General features: G+C 51.1%; 10 protein-coding genes. 1 reads left to right on the top strand and 9 read right to left on the bottom strand.

Translation table 11 applies throughout. The annotated features are described in order from the left end of the window. Positions 1 to 248: 248 nt before the first annotated feature. From F1593_RS10995 to ftsH, 9 genes are all read right to left on the bottom strand, one after another. Entirely contained in the window at positions 249 to 2,411 is a 2,163-nt protein-coding gene (locus F1593_RS10995; protein ID WP_149401610.1) for an ArnT family glycosyltransferase, read from the bottom strand. Further along, complete coding sequence (thrC, locus tag F1593_RS10990) at positions 2,411 to 3,901, bottom strand: threonine synthase (protein ID WP_216368841.1); 1,491 nt, start codon at positions 3,899 to 3,901, stop codon at positions 2,411 to 2,413. The genes F1593_RS10995 and thrC overlap by 1 nt, the downstream gene beginning before the upstream one ends. Further along, the gene (gene thrB / locus F1593_RS10985) at positions 3,852 to 4,880 is read right to left on the bottom strand and encodes a homoserine kinase (protein WP_149401609.1); all 1,029 of its coding nucleotides are present in this window, start codon (positions 4,878 to 4,880) and stop codon (positions 3,852 to 3,854) included. Before thrB ends, thrC begins: the two co-directional genes overlap by 50 nt. A gap of 375 nt (positions 4,881 to 5,255) precedes the next feature. Further along, positions 5,256 to 6,434 (bottom strand): 2-isopropylmalate synthase, encoded by a 1,179-nt coding sequence (locus tag F1593_RS10980; RefSeq protein ID WP_149401608.1) that lies wholly within the window; start codon positions 6,432 to 6,434, stop codon positions 5,256 to 5,258. Between the two features lie 66 nt (positions 6,435 to 6,500). After that, positions 6,501 to 7,523 (bottom strand): ketol-acid reductoisomerase, encoded by a 1,023-nt coding sequence (gene ilvC, locus F1593_RS10975; protein ID WP_149401607.1) that lies wholly within the window; start codon positions 7,521 to 7,523, stop codon positions 6,501 to 6,503. Between the two features lie 61 nt (positions 7,524 to 7,584). Beyond that, complete coding sequence (gene ilvN, locus F1593_RS10970) at positions 7,585 to 8,136, bottom strand: acetolactate synthase small subunit (RefSeq protein ID WP_149401606.1); 552 nt, start codon at positions 8,134 to 8,136, stop codon at positions 7,585 to 7,587. Beyond that, positions 8,129 to 9,922, bottom strand: coding sequence for a biosynthetic-type acetolactate synthase large subunit (gene ilvB / locus F1593_RS10965; RefSeq protein ID WP_149401605.1), 1,794 nt, complete (start codon positions 9,920 to 9,922; stop codon positions 8,129 to 8,131). The genes ilvN and ilvB overlap by 8 nt, the downstream gene beginning before the upstream one ends. Positions 9,923 to 10,818: 896 nt before the next feature. Continuing rightward, positions 10,819 to 11,391, bottom strand: a complete 573-nt coding sequence (gene thpR, locus F1593_RS10960) for an RNA 2',3'-cyclic phosphodiesterase (RefSeq protein ID WP_149401604.1) — start codon at positions 11,389 to 11,391, stop codon at positions 10,819 to 10,821. After that, a complete protein-coding gene (gene ftsH, locus F1593_RS10955; RefSeq protein ID WP_149401603.1) occupies positions 11,388 to 13,235 on the bottom strand; it encodes an ATP-dependent zinc metalloprotease FtsH in 1,848 nt (615 codons plus the stop codon). The genes thpR and ftsH overlap by 4 nt, the downstream gene beginning before the upstream one ends. Positions 13,236 to 13,796: 561 nt before the next feature. Between ftsH and fdnG the strand changes: the two genes are divergently transcribed. Then, positions 13,797 to 16,979: a formate dehydrogenase-N subunit alpha gene (gene fdnG / locus F1593_RS10945; protein WP_308482853.1), complete on the top strand. Its 3,183-nt coding sequence runs from the start codon at positions 13,797 to 13,799 to the stop codon at positions 16,977 to 16,979. Position 16,980: the final 1 nt, after the last annotated feature.

Below are 16,980 nucleotides of genomic sequence, written 5' to 3'. Positions count from 1 at the left end.
TCTTTCACCTGTTCAAATGCCCGATACAATGATGCAGCATCTCTCGCCAGGGATGCCTGGTTCTCTTGCTCTGATCCATCGAATATGTTAAGGTACATCCAAGCCATTTCTCGCTTTCATAGGGGTGTTATGATTTTCCTATTCTAGCAAGATCTGGCTTCCTTTTTATTCTTTCGGGACTTTCGGGTACACCGAAAAGCCCTGTGACCACAAAAAGAGAGATGTGTCCATCAAACAAGAAACTTATTTCAGCCCCTTTGAGGGCTAACTTTTGGCCTGGATGGCGTCAGAGGGATATGATTGGCTCCCTTTGTATCTTTCAGCACATTATTCACTGTATCATACTGCTTATAGGTATCAATTTGCAGCGGGAACATTCCTAAAATGGTACGGTTCATCGTTACAGGCAGGGTAGTATAATTACTCACCTGTAAGATTGAAGCCATGCCAGTTATATTTCCCAGGGGGGCAAGAATTTGATCACCAGCACGCAAAGAGTCAAAGCTACATTGCCGCCGGGCTAGCGCTGTGTTAGTGCCCTGCGTGGAACGCTTAAACACATAGTTATAAACGGTATGATAACCAGGCTGAGCTGAGCGTAACATTTGCCAGCGGGTTACAGCGGTAGATTGTGAACCATTAGGAAGGGACTGAACGCCCATAAACTTGACTTCCTGGTTGTAGTTATCGCTGGCGTTCTGGGTCGCAACCAGAGGGTGAAGGGCGTAAAAAGAGAAGGAAGGCCCACCTGGATGTGGAAGGGTAGCAAGCTGAGTGGCTTGATCCAGATGAACGGCGAGAGTAGTCCAGTGATTATGGGGAGTTGCTAAGAGAATCGCCCCACCGGACTCGACTCCTGGCAATACCATGCAAGAGTCAGCAAAGACACTGGTAGAAATTTTTGTGTGTCCGACCAGATACTGGTACATATCAAAGGTTGCAAGGTCAGCACTGACATAGATATGGTTGAAATGGTGCTGTTGCGCCAGTTGCTCTGCCTGTGTCAACGTTTGTTGCAAGGTCGCCAGATCGTTATAATAACTTCCAACATTATAGGCATCGTCAAAATTGCCATGCGTAAGATCAAATACATATCCCCACCCGGTCACTCCCTGAGCCAGAATTAGCACAAGCGAGAGTGCCAGTACCCCCCAACGGAGAACGGCTTTGCCAGAAATCCGACCCTGCCTGCGCGTCCAATCCACTATTTTAGCCACAAAAATGCCTACGAGCATAAAAGGTCCCGGCATAAACATGATAAAGTAGTGCTCATGCAATACAATATTATGACGCGTCAAGTACAGCAAGGGAATAATTTGCCAGGAAAGAAGGATACAATAGCCGCAACGCTCAGGTGAGGCGCGTAGCTCTGACCACCAGCGGAGCAAACTCCCCACTACCGTGCGACGCGTATGCTGTGTCCTTATAGCAACTGGTGACCAGATGATACGAAACATCATCAACAGGATGCCCCCTACCAGGAGTAGCGTCATAACAGGTTCAATCCAGGTAAAAGCCGACCAGTAAGGATACAGGATGGCATGAGGATTATACGCAGGTGGACTTGAGAAGGGACCCAGTAATTGGAGATAGAAAAAGAGAGCCTGTGCGTCGATAAGTACTTTATGCGATGAAGTGGATAACAATATATGAATATCCTGAAAATGCGAATGGAAGAGCCACAGGATATAGGAAGAATAGAGCACAAGAATGCCAACCAGGCTGAGTACAATATCGTACCAGTGCCAGGTTTTTCGCGGCGCCAACAACCATGCAACGATAATCGAGGCAGCCAGCACGATACTGGAGGCATGGAATTGTAACAACAACGCAAGCAGAATCACTGACGGAAAGAGCCAGTTTGAACGACGCGCAACAACTCCTCGATAGAGGAACCAGAAAAGCAGTGGCACAAAGAACAATAACATGTTCTGATTCCACATAAAGCGCGCATAAAAGATCGGCACAGACGCGAAAGTATACAAGAGTGCGGTCAGGGTGCCTGCCAGACGCCCATAATAGCGACGCGTCATAATATAGGTTAAGAGAATCGCAGCAATAGCCAGTAGAGCGGTTAGAATAGCTCCCCCAATGGGATTCGCGCTAAAAGCGGCAGGGATCATTAAGGCATAAATGATAGCAGGTGGATTGATAATACCAATCGAGGCAATATTACTGGTTGCGACCAGATGGCCATGACTTACAGCATTGTAAGCCATAGCAAAGATGTTTGCTTGATCAGCATCGAACTCGGTCGTGCTAATACGATACAAACGTAAGAAAGCAGCAATCAGGAGAATGGCATATATCTCCCAGGAATTGAGCAACATCCTTAGCAGAGATGAAAAGCGGCCAGACTGTTCCTGATGAGGGGCTGTAGCTACAAAATTCTTTTGCGTGTCAACGTTCATTACAACAGCACACTCCTGACAGCCTCGATGGTAGCTTTAACAGATCCTCCAGCGACGGTTTGAGGGATGCCTGTTTTACTATCTTTGAGCAGATTGCCAGTTAAGATGCCGACGACTTGCTCGTCACGTTTAATAATACCCTGTGCTACCAATTTACGGACGCCTGCCAGAGTCGTAGCGGATGCAGGTTCACACCCGATGCCAGCGCGATCAATCACCGCTTTGGCGGCCAGAATTTCCTCATCAGTCACCTGCTCGACAATGCCATCCGATTCTTCAATCACACGGCGGGCACGCGTATAACTGACAGGATTGCCAATGCGAATGGCGGTGGCGACTGTGTCTGCCTGCACAGACTCGCGCTGCGCGAATCCTTGCTTGAAGCTCTTGTAAAAAGGATTGGCACCGGCGGCCTGAATCGAGGCGATCCTTGGCATATGACTGATCAATGACAGATTATATGCCTGACGGAAAGCTTTGCCGATGGCCGAGGTATTGCCCAGATTTCCGGCTGGCAAGACGAGCCAATCGGGAGCCTGCCAATCTAATTGCTGCAAGATCTCAAAGCCAATCGCCTTCTGTCCTTCGACCCGGAAAGGATTGAGCGAGTTGAGCAGATAAATGCCAAGTTCATTACAGACCTGTTCGACCAGACGCATCGCATCGTCAAAATCCCCATCGATCTGAACCGTTCTGGCACCATAGGCTAATGACTGCGCTAATTTACCGGCCGAGACATTACCCGCAGGCAAGAAGACAATACCTTCTAAACCGGCCTGCGCAGCATAGGAAGCTAACGAGGCTGAAGTATTGCCAGTTGAGGCACAGGCGACCGCCTTTGCCCCCAGCATATTCGCCATCGTCACACCAACCGTCATACCGCGATCTTTAAAGCTACCTGTGGGATTTTCCCCCTCATGCTTAAGGAAAAAACGCTCCAGACCAGCATATGCCCCAATCTGGCGATGGCCCGCACGACCAGAGGCGGTATTCTCGATACCCACTGGATACAGGCCTGTATTGCCTTCTGGACGCGTCACCACAAAGCGTTCAGGCGCGGGTAAAATCAACTCGCGGTAGCGCCAGACGCCACTATTATCGAGCAGCATCTTATCAGAACTAATTGACCAGATGGGAGGATTAGCGGCTCGCTCATCAAAAACTTGTCGCCAGGGAGAGCCAGCAGTAGGAGTGCCTCCATCCACCTCTGGCCCCAAACCATAACGCAGGGCCGCTGGATTTGGCTTCACCGGATTTCCCTGCTGTGGCAGATGAAAATCCATTTCGACATCCAATACCCCCCCACAATCGCAGCGATAGCGCGGTGGTTGACCCACCTCAAGCGCTGGATAAAGGGTTGCACACTCTACACAACGCAGCGAGGCTGAAGCAAGAGCTTCAACCACGTCGGACGCAGGAGTTGGGAGCGACGAATGAAGATTATCGTCCGCTTCCCGGTCTGGCCGGAGACCAGTAGAATTGATCGCCATAGCGCGCACTGACTTCCTTTCGTATGCGGCTCCGAGAAGTTTTCACTACCCGTGCCCCATTCTGATCCGCACGTAAAAGTCTGCCCGTTCCACTGATCCCGGCGTCGCGCGCGGCATTTTGCATCGCGTGCAACACATCATGGAAATGAGAACTGGCAAATGCGATAAGAGATGAACCGCCCCCAGAAAGGCAAGCGCCATGCGCCCCAGCACCAACAGCAGCGTTGATAATATCAGGCATCGCGGGGAAAAGTACCTGACGATAAGGCTGATGCAAACGATCCTGCATAGCCTCGCCAATCAGCTCATACCGACCCGTTTGTAACGCCGTTAAGAGCAGCGCGACCCCTCCAGTATTAAAGGTCACATCCGCCTTCGAATAACTTGCAGGCAAGAGCTTACGACCAGCGACAGTATCCATAGGGAAAGAGGGCGTGAATATCACCGCCCGCAGGTCATCAGGGAATTTGGTTTTAATTGCTTGAAATTCACCATCACGGCTAGTCGTCGCCACCAGTCCACCCAGGAGAGCAGGAGCCACATTATCTGGATGGTTACCAGCCTCTGCCTCTACCGCCAGACCCAGGAGATCCTCTTTTGCTACCGCCAGACCCAGAGGGCGCACCCATTCATTGGCCGCCATCAAACCACCCACCACTGCCGTAGCGCTACTACCAAGGCCACAACCATGAGGAATATTGATTGTCATACGAATACGTACAGCGGGAACCGGTAGCTGCAAGCGTTGAAACACGAGCGCAAAAGCCTGGAAAAACATATTATCAGGCTCGGTAGTGAGTCCCGCTCCCAGTGCGCCAAGCACTTCAATGAGCGGATGCTCTGGATCATCTCCCCACTCCTCCACCTCAAAACGATTGTGGAGTTGTAACGCCAGACCCAGACTATCAAAGCCCGGTCCTAAATTAGCGGACGTTGCTGGAGTTAAGACTATTACTGAAACAGGTAATACCAGTGCCATCGCCGGCTACCTGCCTTTCTGATGAAGAGTGCATGTTCATCCTTTCTTGATCCATCCATTTTATCATTAGATGCAGTCGTCAGGCGAACATCACTACCAAAAGTCATCGGTAGTACTGAGCACAGAAACGCATGGTGATAGAACAGTAGGATCATGCAGCACTATTGGCAAAACCAATTAAACATATTTTCATAATCATAACAGAAAGCAGAAAAACCCAACAAGAGTTGAAGTCACCATATCCCCTACGCAACAGTAGGTACTTTTGCGCACGGATTGCTTTCCAGGAACAGCTTTTCTTTTTCACCTGTTCTCTCTGCTGTGAAAAAGAAAAGCTGTAAAAAGAGGATAGTCGCGACCTGCGGCTTGCTACCATTAAATGGCAGCAGGAGTTTCTTCGCCGCTCTCAATAATATAGATGAGATCGGCATCGGTAATCGCTTTTTTCTGATCGGCAAGCGAAATGAAACGACTATAGGCAGACTGAAGTTGCTCAGCAGTCAATTGATGCCCCAGATGACGCAAACGAGCATCCAAACCATGGCGTCCTGAGTGCTTGCCCAGAACCAGATTAGTATCAGTCCAACCCACCGATTGCGGTGTCATAATCTCATAGGTCATGCGATGCTTGAGCATCCCATCCTGGTGAATGCCAGATTCGTGCGCAAAGGCATTACTCCCAACAATCGCCTTATTCGGCTGCACAATAATACCTGTGAGTTGACTCACCATTTGACTGGTTGCCAGCAATTCCTGAGCATTAATACGTGTATCCACATGAGCAAACATGTCAGGGCGAGTCCGCAAAGCCATCACCACCTCTTCAAGAGGGGTATTGCCAGCCCGCTCACCCAATCCATTGATAGTAACCTCAACCTGACGCGCACCGCCTCGAATCGCAGCCAGGGTATTGGCCGTTGCCATCCCCAGATCATCATGACAATGAGCACTCAACGTCACCTGATCCATCCCTGGTACACGCTCACGCAACATGCGGAACAGGGATTCATATTCATGCGGAAAGGTATAGCCAACCGTATCCGGCACATTGATCGTGGTTGCACCCGCCTGAATAGCACACTCCAGCACGCGACACAAATAATCGCGATCACTGCGGGTCGCATCCTCAGCGGAAAACTCAACCATCGGACAGAGACTGCGCGCATAAGAAACCATATCCCGTACGCGCTGCAGCGCATCCTCGCGACTCAAATGCAGCTTATGTTGGAGGTGAATATCGGAGGTAGCAAGGAAGATATGAATAACTGGAAGATCAGCAGTGCGCACAGCTTCCCAGACGGCATCGATATCATTGCGATGGGCGCGCGCAAGGCCCGCGACCGCAACACCGTGAACCTGTTGTGCAATTGCTTTGACCGCCGCAAGATCGCCAGGCGAGGCGGCGGGGAAACCGGCTTCAATAATATCAACCTGTAGACGCTCAAGCTGAGCGGCAACCTGGAGTTTCTGACTGGTAGTCAAAGTCGCGCCCGGGGATTGTTCACCATCGCGCAACGTTGTATCAAAAATCTTTACTACGGCTGGATCTCCCATGCTATGTTCCCTCCTTGATGTGTCGCAGGGAAGATGAGGCCAGCAGGTCTCATCTTCCTTCAGTAGTTACTTGGTGGATTCGGCCTTTTCAGCCTGCTCCGATTTCAGCCAGGGCATCATTGAACGCAATTCGCGACCGACCTTCTCGATCTGATGCTCGGCACCGGCACGACGCATAGCCTGTAAGCCAGGACGGCCAGCTTGATTCTCCAGAATGAAGTTTCTCGCGAAAGTGCCATTCTGGATTTCTTTGAGGACCTGGCGCATTTCCGCACGTGTTTCATCAGTGACGATGCGGGGACCAGTAACATAATCACCATACTCGGCAGTATTGCTGATCGAATAGCGCATATAGCTGATACCGCCCTGATACATCAGGTCAACAATCAACTTCATTTCATGCAAGCACTCGAAATAAGCAACTTCGGGCTGATAGCCAGCCTCAACCAGGGTCTCAAAACCGGATTGGATCAGAGCAGAGACGCCGCCACATAGGACAGCCTGCTCGCCGAACAGATCGGTCTCAGTCTCTTCTTTGAAGGTGGTCTGCAAGACACCGGCGCGGGTTGAACCGATACCACGAGCATAGGCCAGGGTGAGTGCCTGCGCATTGCCAGTTGCATCCTGGAAGACAGCCCAGAGTGAAGGCACGCCAGCGCCCTCTTCATAAACCCGGCGCACCATATGACCAGGGCTCTTTGGCGCAACCATGGCAACGTCGATATCGGCGGGCGGGACAATCTGCGAGAAATGCAGGCTGAAGCCATGAGCCACCATCAACAACTTACCGGCAGCCAATCCTGGACGAATATCTTTCTCGAAGACTTCGCGATGCAGTTCATCAGGAATCAGGATCATGATCACGTCAGCTTGCTGAGCGGCATCGGCAACGGAGAGGACACGCAGGCCATTGGCTTCGGCCTTCGCGCGACTCTTGCTGCCCGCTGGTAGACCAACGACCACATCACAGCCACTATCCTTCAAGTTCAACGCATGCGCATGACCCTGGCTGCCATAGCCAATGATCGCGATACGCTTCTGCTGAAGAAGCGCTAAATTTGCATCGGCATCATATAAAACTTTTGCCATCTCTTTTACTCCTCTATCTTGCTGTATCAAATATGATCTTCATTCTGAAGATCGATAAGACCTACTTACCTACCACATTACCTGAGAGAACAACACCACCTGAGCGCGCAATCTCAAGAATGCTGTAAGGTTGCAGTGCTGTAATCAGTTGCTCAACCTGCGCGGCAGAGCCAACCAGTTCAAAGGTCACTGCTTCAGCAGTCGTAGCAACGACTGTTGCGCCGGCTTGCTGCCCGGCCGCCACCGCGGAACGGGCAGTCTCGCCATTGCTGGCAACCTGGACCAATACAAGTTCACGGGTCAGGCTCGGGCGTGTAGCGCTATCATACACGTCCGTGACATCTATAATTTTGCGAAGCTGCTCAATCAAATGCTCGATCACCACTTCGGCATCCTGTACCTGCGCCGTGATACGGAAAACACCCGACTGTTGGTCAGGGAGCAGGGTAAGGGATTGCAGGAGCGAGCGCCGGCGGCGCAACACGCCAACCACACGATCCACAGATCCCGGACGATCAACAACCCTAACGATTAATGTATAGGATTTCTCTGTACCTTGCGGTGCATTCGTATGATGCGGGCGGATAGTTGTAGCGATAGTAGAATTACTCATTTTCAGCGTTCTCCTGCACCGTTGTCTCTTCAATCATGTCAGTAATGCCATTACCCGGAGCAACCATTGGGTAAACATTCGCTTCAGGCTCAATAATAAATTCCACAATCACTGTGCCGGGGGTTTCCATAGCCTCGCGAACGGCGCTCTCTACATCTTCGCGTCTCTTCACGCGGATACCTTTAAGGCCGTACGCGTCTGCCAGTTTCACATGATCGGGACCAGTCATCGGCGTCTCGGAATAATTGCGGGAATGGAAGAATTGCTGCCACTGGCGCACCATACCCAGATAGCCATTATTCATGATCGCGACTTTGATCGTCACTCCCTCTTGCTGCAAGGTTGCCAGTTCCTGGATATTCATCTGAATACCACCATCACCAGCCACGGCCCATACCGGAGCATCGGGCATACCCATCTTGACGCCGAGCGCGGCGGGTAACGCGAAGCCCATCGTCCCCAGGCCACCGGAGGTGATATGGCTATTCAGGCGTGTCCACTCATAGAAACGGGCTGTCCACATTTGATGCTGACCAACATCAGAGACCACAATCGCCTCGCCGTCGGTTTCTTTATGAATAGCGCTCAAAATGCTGATGGGATCGGGAATATCATCATTGCGCTTAATCTGGCGGCCACGCTCATCATTGGCAGCCTCCCAGGAGCGAATCTCTTGCAGCCAGGCACTACGATCAGCGGGCTGAACAGTTTCCGTCAGAGCGGTCAGGGCCACGCGAGCATCGGAAACAATCGGCACCGTCGCGGCCTTTACCTTATGTATCTCTGAGGCATCAATATCAATGTGGATCAGTTTGGCGCGGGTGGCAAACTGCTTGACATCACCGGTTACGCGATCATCAAAACGCATGCCAACCGCCACCAGCAGATCAGCCTCGCCAATAGAACGATTGGTATGGGCTGGACCATGCATCCCAGGCATACCGATATGCAATGGATGCGTATCCGCAAACGCGCTTAATCCCAGCAGCGTGGTAATCACGGGAATAGATGTCTTCTCCGCGAACGCCTTCAATTCAGCATAGGCTTTAGAGAGGATAATGCCATGTCCGGCCAGAATAATGGGACGTTTCGCCTGCGCAATCAATTCTGCCGCCTCTAGCAAGAGATGCTGGGCTGGAGCCTGCGTATGAGCAGCCAGGCTATCCAAATATTCCTCGGAGGTAATATGGTCGTCAGCACGATAGACGGCCTTCGCATTCTGCACATCCTTTGGCACATCAACCAGGACCGGGCCCGGGCGGCCACTGCGTGCGATGCGGAAAGCCTCATGCATGATGGGAGCCAGTTCTTCAATATTGCGCACCAGAAAATTATGCTTGGTAATCGGCTGGGTCACACCCAGGATATCTGTCTCCTGGAAAGCATCTCGACCCAGAAAGGCGCGCGCCACCTGACCGGTCAGCGCAACGACGGGAACCGAATCCATGAAGGCAGTTGCCAGACCAGTTACCAGATTAGTCGCGCCAGGGCCGCTCGTAGCGACGCAGACGCCAACTTTACCAGTGGCACGGGCATAACCATCAGCCGCATGCGAAGCCCCTTGCTCATGGCGTGTCAAAACATGATGGAGGGCAGGATAGGATGTCAGCGCATCATAGAATGGCATGATTGCGCCACCGGGATAGCCGTACAATACATCAACACCCTCACGCACAAGCACTTCACACATGATTTCAGTACCTGTTAATTCGCGAATTTCGTCATTCTGCTGACCGGTCTGATTGGCCGTGCCCGCTTGCTGAATATCCTTTGCAGCGATTGCCATAATTCCTCCTGAAAACATTCGATCATAAAAAAGAGAACCTCCCATGCTGGGAGGTCCTCGTAAGGATACCTTCTTTGGATTGGGTGGCTCCGTTGCTCCCGCTTAATCTCCCTGTGCACTGCTTGTGATTGGCTCAATGTTTAGCCCTACCAGACTCTCTAGCCCAACGAGTCCGGTAAGGCCCGTAAGGAGGAGGCTAATAAGGACCACAAGTCCGGCAATAAGGGAGACGGGAACCAACAAGTGTATGAGCACAAACAAAGAAACCGACGTTACAACGTCGGTTTTAATCAAGAGAATCACTGCACCTGCGGCAGCGGCGAACGCGCACATAGGCTGCGCGGGCATAGAGCAGGGCATATGTCGAGAGGGACCCTGGCCGTTATTTTTTGCGGCTCCCTTTCCTCGTGACATCGCCATCATTGCTCTTACTCCCGTCATAATCTTTGCCGTGCATCAAGGCACAAAACAAATAGTTTAAGTGTTTTTACGATATTGCAGAAAGACCATCAGGCATCATTGCCAGATCATTCTGGAATATGTCTTTGATGTTTTCGAGGATACACCACCTGTGGAATGCTTGTCAACCCTCAAGAAGGCATCTGAAGCGATGTCTGGAGAAAGCGTACACAAGCAAACGGAAAGCTATGTATGATTAACACATACTTTTGCCCTATCAAGTCTTGATTCCAAAGACAACTTTATGGTATACTTGATGGATATAATTCCAAATAGGAATAACATCCCTCAACAAAAATCCTCCCCATTAATGGAAAACATAAACATGCACTTCGATCCCCAACATCTGTTTTGGGAAGATTATCGTACGAGCAAGGAGAAAGCGGACCTCCGTTGCGACGTCGGGCCGCACCTACGTTTTCCTTCATATTTTCCCATTATTGTGGCTTTAATGGGTAGCTGTGCAGGCTGCTATATTTTACTCCGGCGGGAGTGAACTGGCTTTTCATGACGTGAAGGTAGGTGGCGGGATAACTTTGTCTGGATGGTGCGGTGCCTGAAAGGAGCTTTTGCAGGGCGCTTTGCGCTTCAGGATTCAAGGGCGCTTTCCCCCGTGCTAGCGTGAGATGAGGCGAGAATGGCCGTGAATCGACTGAGAAGCCACGTTGTATGAGGCTGTGGGATAATGAGGCATGCAGACGCGTTAACGATCCTGTGGGCTCCTGCAATCCCATCCAGAGTACTCTGGGTTGACGCGGAGAACCAAAAATCCCCAGGCCTGTCAGGCGATAGGTAAAAGAAGTTGCTTGCTGGGCGGCTTCTTGTGTGGCTGCTGCGGCTGCGGCAAGTTGCTCATCATCCAATTCGCCCAGGAAGGCCAGCGTAAGATGAATATTGCTGGCATCTACGCAGCGCAGTTCAGGAAGAACAGTTGCCACCTGCTGGATCACTCCAGACAGGTGGCTCTGCATAGCTTTATTCATGTTAAGGGCAATAAATGTGCGGGTCATGCGGCAAACAACATGCGATCTAATTCCGCTCCATCAATGGTTTCAACCTGGATCAGATGCTCAGCAATCAAGATCAAACGATCCTGCTTTTCGCGCAGTACCGTTAATGCTTTCTCGTAGGCTTGATCGATCAGGATTGAGACCTCTTTATCAATTTTAGCTGCCAGTTCGGCACCCACGAAACTATTGCCTTCTGCATCAGCCTTTAAAGCAATGTTGCCAAGTGGGGACATACCAAACTCACAGACCATGCGGCGTGCGATATTGGTGACATATTCGATATCCTGGCTGGCACCGGTCGTTACATCGCCAAAGGTGATCTCTTCAGCCGCCCGGCCACCCATTGCGCCAGCCAGTTTGGCCAGCAATTCGGAACGACGGAGCAGATAGCGGTCCTCAGCGGGGGCCTGAACAGTGATACCCAGAGCCATACCACGCGCAATCGCCGATACTTTATGCACAGGATCAGCACCAGGTACCGAACGCATCACAATCGCGTGTCCAACCTCGTGATAGGCAATGATAGCTTTTTCAGCATCGGTCATAATACGGCTCTTGCGCTCAGGACCAGCCATCACTCGCAGGATCGCCTCTTCTAACTCGACTTTGCCGATTTCAGTGAAACCTTTGCGAGCAGCCAGCAGGGCCGCCTCATTCAATAGATTTGCCAGATCCGCACCCGAGAAGCCAGCCGTTTGACGAGCCAGATCCGCCATGGTGATACCTTCAGCCATCGGCTTGTCAGCGGCATGGACCTCCAAAATTGCCTGACGCCCACGAATATCGGGAGCGTCCAGCATCACGCGCCGATCGAAGCGACCGGGACGCAACAGAGCTGGATCAAGGACATCGGGACGGTTCGTGGCAGCAATCACCACGACATTCGAGTTCTTATCAAAACCATCCATCTCAACCAGCAACTGGTTCAGGGTCTGCTCACGCTCATCGTTACCACCCATGCCAGAATTGGTACGCTGACGACCAACCGCATCGATCTCGTCAATAAAGATGATGCAGGGGGCATGGGATTTGGCTTCTTTAAACAGATCACGCACACGGGCCGCACCAATACCGACAAACATCTCTACAAATTCAGAGCCACTCACACTATAGAATGCCACGCCAGCCTCACCGGCCACAGCGCGTGAAATCAAGGTCTTACCAGTACCAGGCGCGCCTACCAGCAATACACCCTTCGGAGTGCGCGCGCCCATCGAAGTAAAGCGCTCGGGACGCTTCAAAAATTCAACAATTTCCTCTAGCTCAGTCTTGGCCTCTTCCACGCCAGCCACATCCTTAAAGAGGACGGTAGGACGGGACTCAGAAAAACGTTTGGCCTTTGAACGCGCAAAAGGCATCGCCTGTCCCCCCAGGCCATTACGGCGCAAAAATACAAAAGACAAACCAAGCACCAGGAGAACCAGCACTAAACCGACTCCACCCTGTACCCACTGAGCCGGTTGATTGGTATCAATGCCAACCTGAACGCCATCATGACGAAATATTTCTGTTACCGACTGCCCATCTTCCTTGACGGCATGATACTGTAAACCGTTTCCGCTGGTAGCAGTGACGTCGTTACCATTGAGAATGGCTGATTTTAATTGGTGACGATCTGCCATATTGAGGACATCACTAATGGGCCGCTCCTGAACGGCAGCGGCACCCTGCGAAAGGGCAACCCAACGAGCTCCGACGATTCCCAGTAGCAGCACTCCCACTATAATGAGCGCAATAGGAAGACTGTAACGCGCAAGAAAGCTGCGCTTTTTCGTTACTTTCGGAGTTGAATTTTGTGTATCGGAGTTTGGTGTTTCCCGGTTTCCTTTTTGAGGCGTTTCCATGCGATAACAGTAGACCCTTCTATAATTTTCTAGCTAACTTATGTATGCCATAAAAGACATACCTACCATACTTATATCAATGCATATTGCAGTGTGTTTTTCTTACTCATTCTGTCTCTTGAAGCTAGTATAGCGTATGAGAATTTGTTTAGCAAGATAAGTATATGCTTAGAAAGCTTAGAAGGCTTAGAGATTAGTACTAAGGTACGTAGTATGCCACGGTGGTTCATCCGATTTTGAGTTTACAAACTCAGCATTATAATGCAGGTAAAAAGATGGAGGCTATTTTTTAGTATACATAGAATAATAAAACACTACTATCGAGGTATGAAAACCTGGATTGTCAAACAGGATAGAGTCAGTCTGTTAGAAATGGTGGGATGCGAATTTGAGTGGGTTGATAGCTCGTTTGGAGGATACGTGCATCTTCTTGCCCATCGACATGGTACAATATAGAGATAGTATAAGAGAAAAAGCCATAACTTATTGTTGAGATAAAAGCTGTACGAAGAGGTTTTAGCTATGCATGAACCAGCAAATCGCTCAGTGCGCGCATTGCCAATGCTCTCAAATTTAATGGAGATTGGTTCGCGCGTTCAACCATTCAGTAAGGAGAGTCGCGAGAAGGCTCCACGTATCCGCGATGCAAAGGTAGTCCATAGCGTCTGCCCCTATTGCGCTGTTGGCTGCGGGCTGAATGTCTATGTGAAGAATGGGAAGGTTATTGATATCGAGGGCAATCCCGATAGCTTTATTAACCATGGCACGCTCTGTCCAAAAGGATCAGCGACCTTCCAGTATACAGTTAATGCCAGTCGTACGACTCAGGTGCTTTATCGCGCTCCTTATAGCGATCATTGGGAAGTCAAATCCTCGGAATGGGCACTGGATCAAATTGCGCAACGTGTGAAAAAGACACGCGATGAGACCTTTGTCGAACGCCTCGACGATGGTCGTGTGATCAATCAGACCCAGGGCATTGCCTCGCTGGGTGGCGCAACACTGGATATTGAAGAGAATTATCTGATCAAGAAGCTCTTTAACGCTGGCTTAGGCATCGTATCGATCGAGAACCAGGCCCGGATATGACACAGTTCTACAGTGCCCGGTCTGGGTACAACACTAGGACGTGGCGGGGCCACATCTTTTCCTCAGGATCTGGTCAATAGCGACTGCATCCTGATTATGGGTAGTAATATGGCGGAGGCCCATCCAGTTGGCTTTGCGAATGTGATGAAAGCAAAAGATCGTGGAGCAAAGATCATCCATGTCGATCCACATTTCTCACGCACATCCGCAGTGTCGAATCTCTATGTGTCTACACGCGCAGGCTCAGATATCGTCTTTCTGGGCGCGATTATTCACTATCTGCTTGAAAATCAAGTATACTTCCATGACTATGTCGTGAATTATACCAACGCGCCGATGCTAATCCGCGAGGATTTCCAGGATACAGAGGACCTGAATGGCCTCTTCTCTGGCTTCGATCCCGCAAGCGGGACGTACTCGAATCAGGAAAGTTGGGATTATCAACGCGATGAGTATGATAAGCCCTTAACCGATCCGACCCTGCAAAATCCACAGTGTGTGTTGCAGATTATGAAACGCCATTTCGCCCGCTATACACCAGAACTGGTAGAATCTGAGTGCGGAGTATCGCGTGAAGAATGGTTACAGGTCGTCCAGGCGCTGGTCGAGAACTCGGGACGCGAGCGTACGAGTACACTGTGTTATGCCGTAGGTTGGACACAGCAATCCAAGGGTGTACAGATCATTCGCGCAGGCTCGATTATGCAACTCCTATTGGGCAATATGGGACGGCCAGGCGGCGGCGTGCTGGCCTTACGCGGCCATGCCTCGATCCAGGGTTCAACCGATGTGCCGACGCTCTATGATCTGCTTGCGGGCTATATGCCCCAGCCCGCTGAAATGCTCAGTACAAAACCTGAATCTCAGCATGAGCCAACCTCAACCACCTGGGGCGCACGGCAGGATAAGCATGTACATAAAAATACACAGCAAACCCTGCAAGAATATATTGATGTCACCGGCCAAAAACTCGGCTGGTGGTCCAATGTGCCATCCTATATCATCAGTCTACTCAAAGCCTGGTATGGAGACGCTGCGACCGCTGACAACGATTGGGGCTATCACTGGATTCCTAAGATTACCGGTGATCATTCCCATATCAATACCAGTTACGCCATGCTGGATGGCAAAGTCAAAGGCTACTTCCTGCTGGGCCAGAATCCTGCTGCGGGGAGTACCAATGCGCGAATGCAACGCAAAGCCCTGGCTCAACTCGATTGGATGGTAGTTGGGGATCTCTATGAGGTTGAGTCGGCGGCCTTCTGGTATAAAGGGACCAATGGGGAAAAGGTAGATCCGGCAACGCTTAAAACCGAGGTCTTCTTCATGCCAGCCGCGGCCTCAACGGAGAAAGAGGGTACCTTTACCAATACCCAACGCTTGCTGCAATGGCGTGATAAAGCTATCGATCCTCCCGGGGATGCGCGCTCGGATCTCTGGCTGATCTATCAACTTGGCAAGCGGCTCAAAAAGCTTTATGCTGACAGTACCGCCCCCCGGGACCAGGGCTTGCTCAATTTGACCTGGGATTATGAGATGGAGGAGCCTCAACCAGACTCGCATCTCACCGATGAGCCAGATGCCCAGTTGGTGCTGAAAGAGGTGAATGGCTACTATGTGACCCAAACCAATTCAGATGGGCAGGTGACACAGTATGACTTGCATAACGCGCCACATGTACCAACCTTTACCGCGCTAAAGACCGATGGGAGTACCGCCTGTGGCTCCTGGATCTATAGTGGTGTCTATCCAGAACCGGGCAGGAATCGGGCCGCGTCGCGGATCAGTGATGGCAAGATGAATCTGGATTGGGGCTTCGCCTGGCCCGCCAACCGGCGTATTCTCTATAATCGCGCCTCAGCAGATCCCGCTGGCAAGCCATGGTCAGAACGCAAAAAGCACATCTGGTGGGATGCTGAACAGCACAAATGGGTCGGCAACGATATTCCCGATTTTCCACCGGATAAGGCTCCCGATTATCGGCCCGCCCCCGACTCAACCGGGATGGATGCAATTGCTGGTACCGATCCCTTCTTTATGAAGCCCGATGGACGCGCCTGGCTCTATGCACCAACAGGTCTCAAGGATGGTCCACTCCCGGCCCATTACGAGGCCATCGAGTCGCCGGTTCAGAACGCGTTGTACAAACAGCAAAGCAATCCAGCGGCCAAGTATCATCGCGACCGCAAAGACAATGTTTTAATCGAATTGGGAGATCCAAATTATCCTTTTGTCATCACCACCTATCGGCTCACCGAACATCATGTCAGTGGACCGATGACACGCTGGATGCCCTGGCTGAACGCGCTCCAGCCATCCTTATTCGCTGAGATCAGTCCCGAACTCGCACAAGAGCGCAATATTGTGGATAAAGGATGGATGGTACTACGAACCCCTCGGGGTGAGATCGAGGCGCGTGCGATGGTGACACGGCGCTTACGCCCACTACGCATTCGTGGACGCATCGTTCATCAGATCGGACTGCCGTTCCACTGGGGTTTCCAGGGCAAGAGTACAGGCAGCATCACCAATGACCTGACGCATTCAGTGCTTGAACCGAATGTCAGTATCGAGGAAGCCAAGGCGTTTCTCTGCGATATACGCCCCGGGCGCCTTTCCTCAAGCGAGCACAACGTAGGAAGGAAGGAACACTGAC

It is taken from the genome of Dictyobacter arantiisoli, assembly GCF_008326305.1.
Taxonomy (GTDB): Bacteria; Chloroflexota; Ktedonobacteria; order Ktedonobacterales; family Ktedonobacteraceae; genus Dictyobacter; species Dictyobacter arantiisoli.
Note: the sequence above shows the minus strand (reverse complement) of the source record. Positions and strands in the feature narration are given on the sequence as shown.

Coding starts and splice junctions, on each gene's coding strand:
- F1593_RS10995 (WP_149401610.1), bottom strand. CDS start 2,411: ATGAACGTTGACACGCAAAAGAATTTTGTAGCTACAGCCCCTCATCAG.
- thrC (WP_216368841.1), bottom strand. CDS start 3,901: ATGGCGATCAATTCTACTGGTCTCCGGCCAGACCGGGAAGCGGACGAT.
- thrB (WP_149401609.1), bottom strand. CDS start 4,880: ATGGCACTGGTATTACCTGTTTCAGTAATAGTCTTAACTCCAGCAACG.
- F1593_RS10980 (WP_149401608.1), bottom strand. CDS start 6,434: ATGGGAGATCCAGCCGTAGTAAAGATTTTTGATACAACGTTGCGCGAT.
- ilvC (WP_149401607.1), bottom strand. CDS start 7,523: ATGGCAAAAGTTTTATATGATGCCGATGCAAATTTAGCGCTTCTTCAG.
- ilvN (WP_149401606.1), bottom strand. CDS start 8,136: ATGAGTAATTCTACTATCGCTACAACTATCCGCCCGCATCATACGAAT.
- ilvB (WP_149401605.1), bottom strand. CDS start 9,922: ATGGCAATCGCTGCAAAGGATATTCAGCAAGCGGGCACGGCCAATCAG.
- thpR (WP_149401604.1), bottom strand. CDS start 11,391: ATGACCCGCACATTTATTGCCCTTAACATGAATAAAGCTATGCAGAGC.
- ftsH (WP_149401603.1), bottom strand. CDS start 13,235: ATGGAAACGCCTCAAAAAGGAAACCGGGAAACACCAAACTCCGATACA.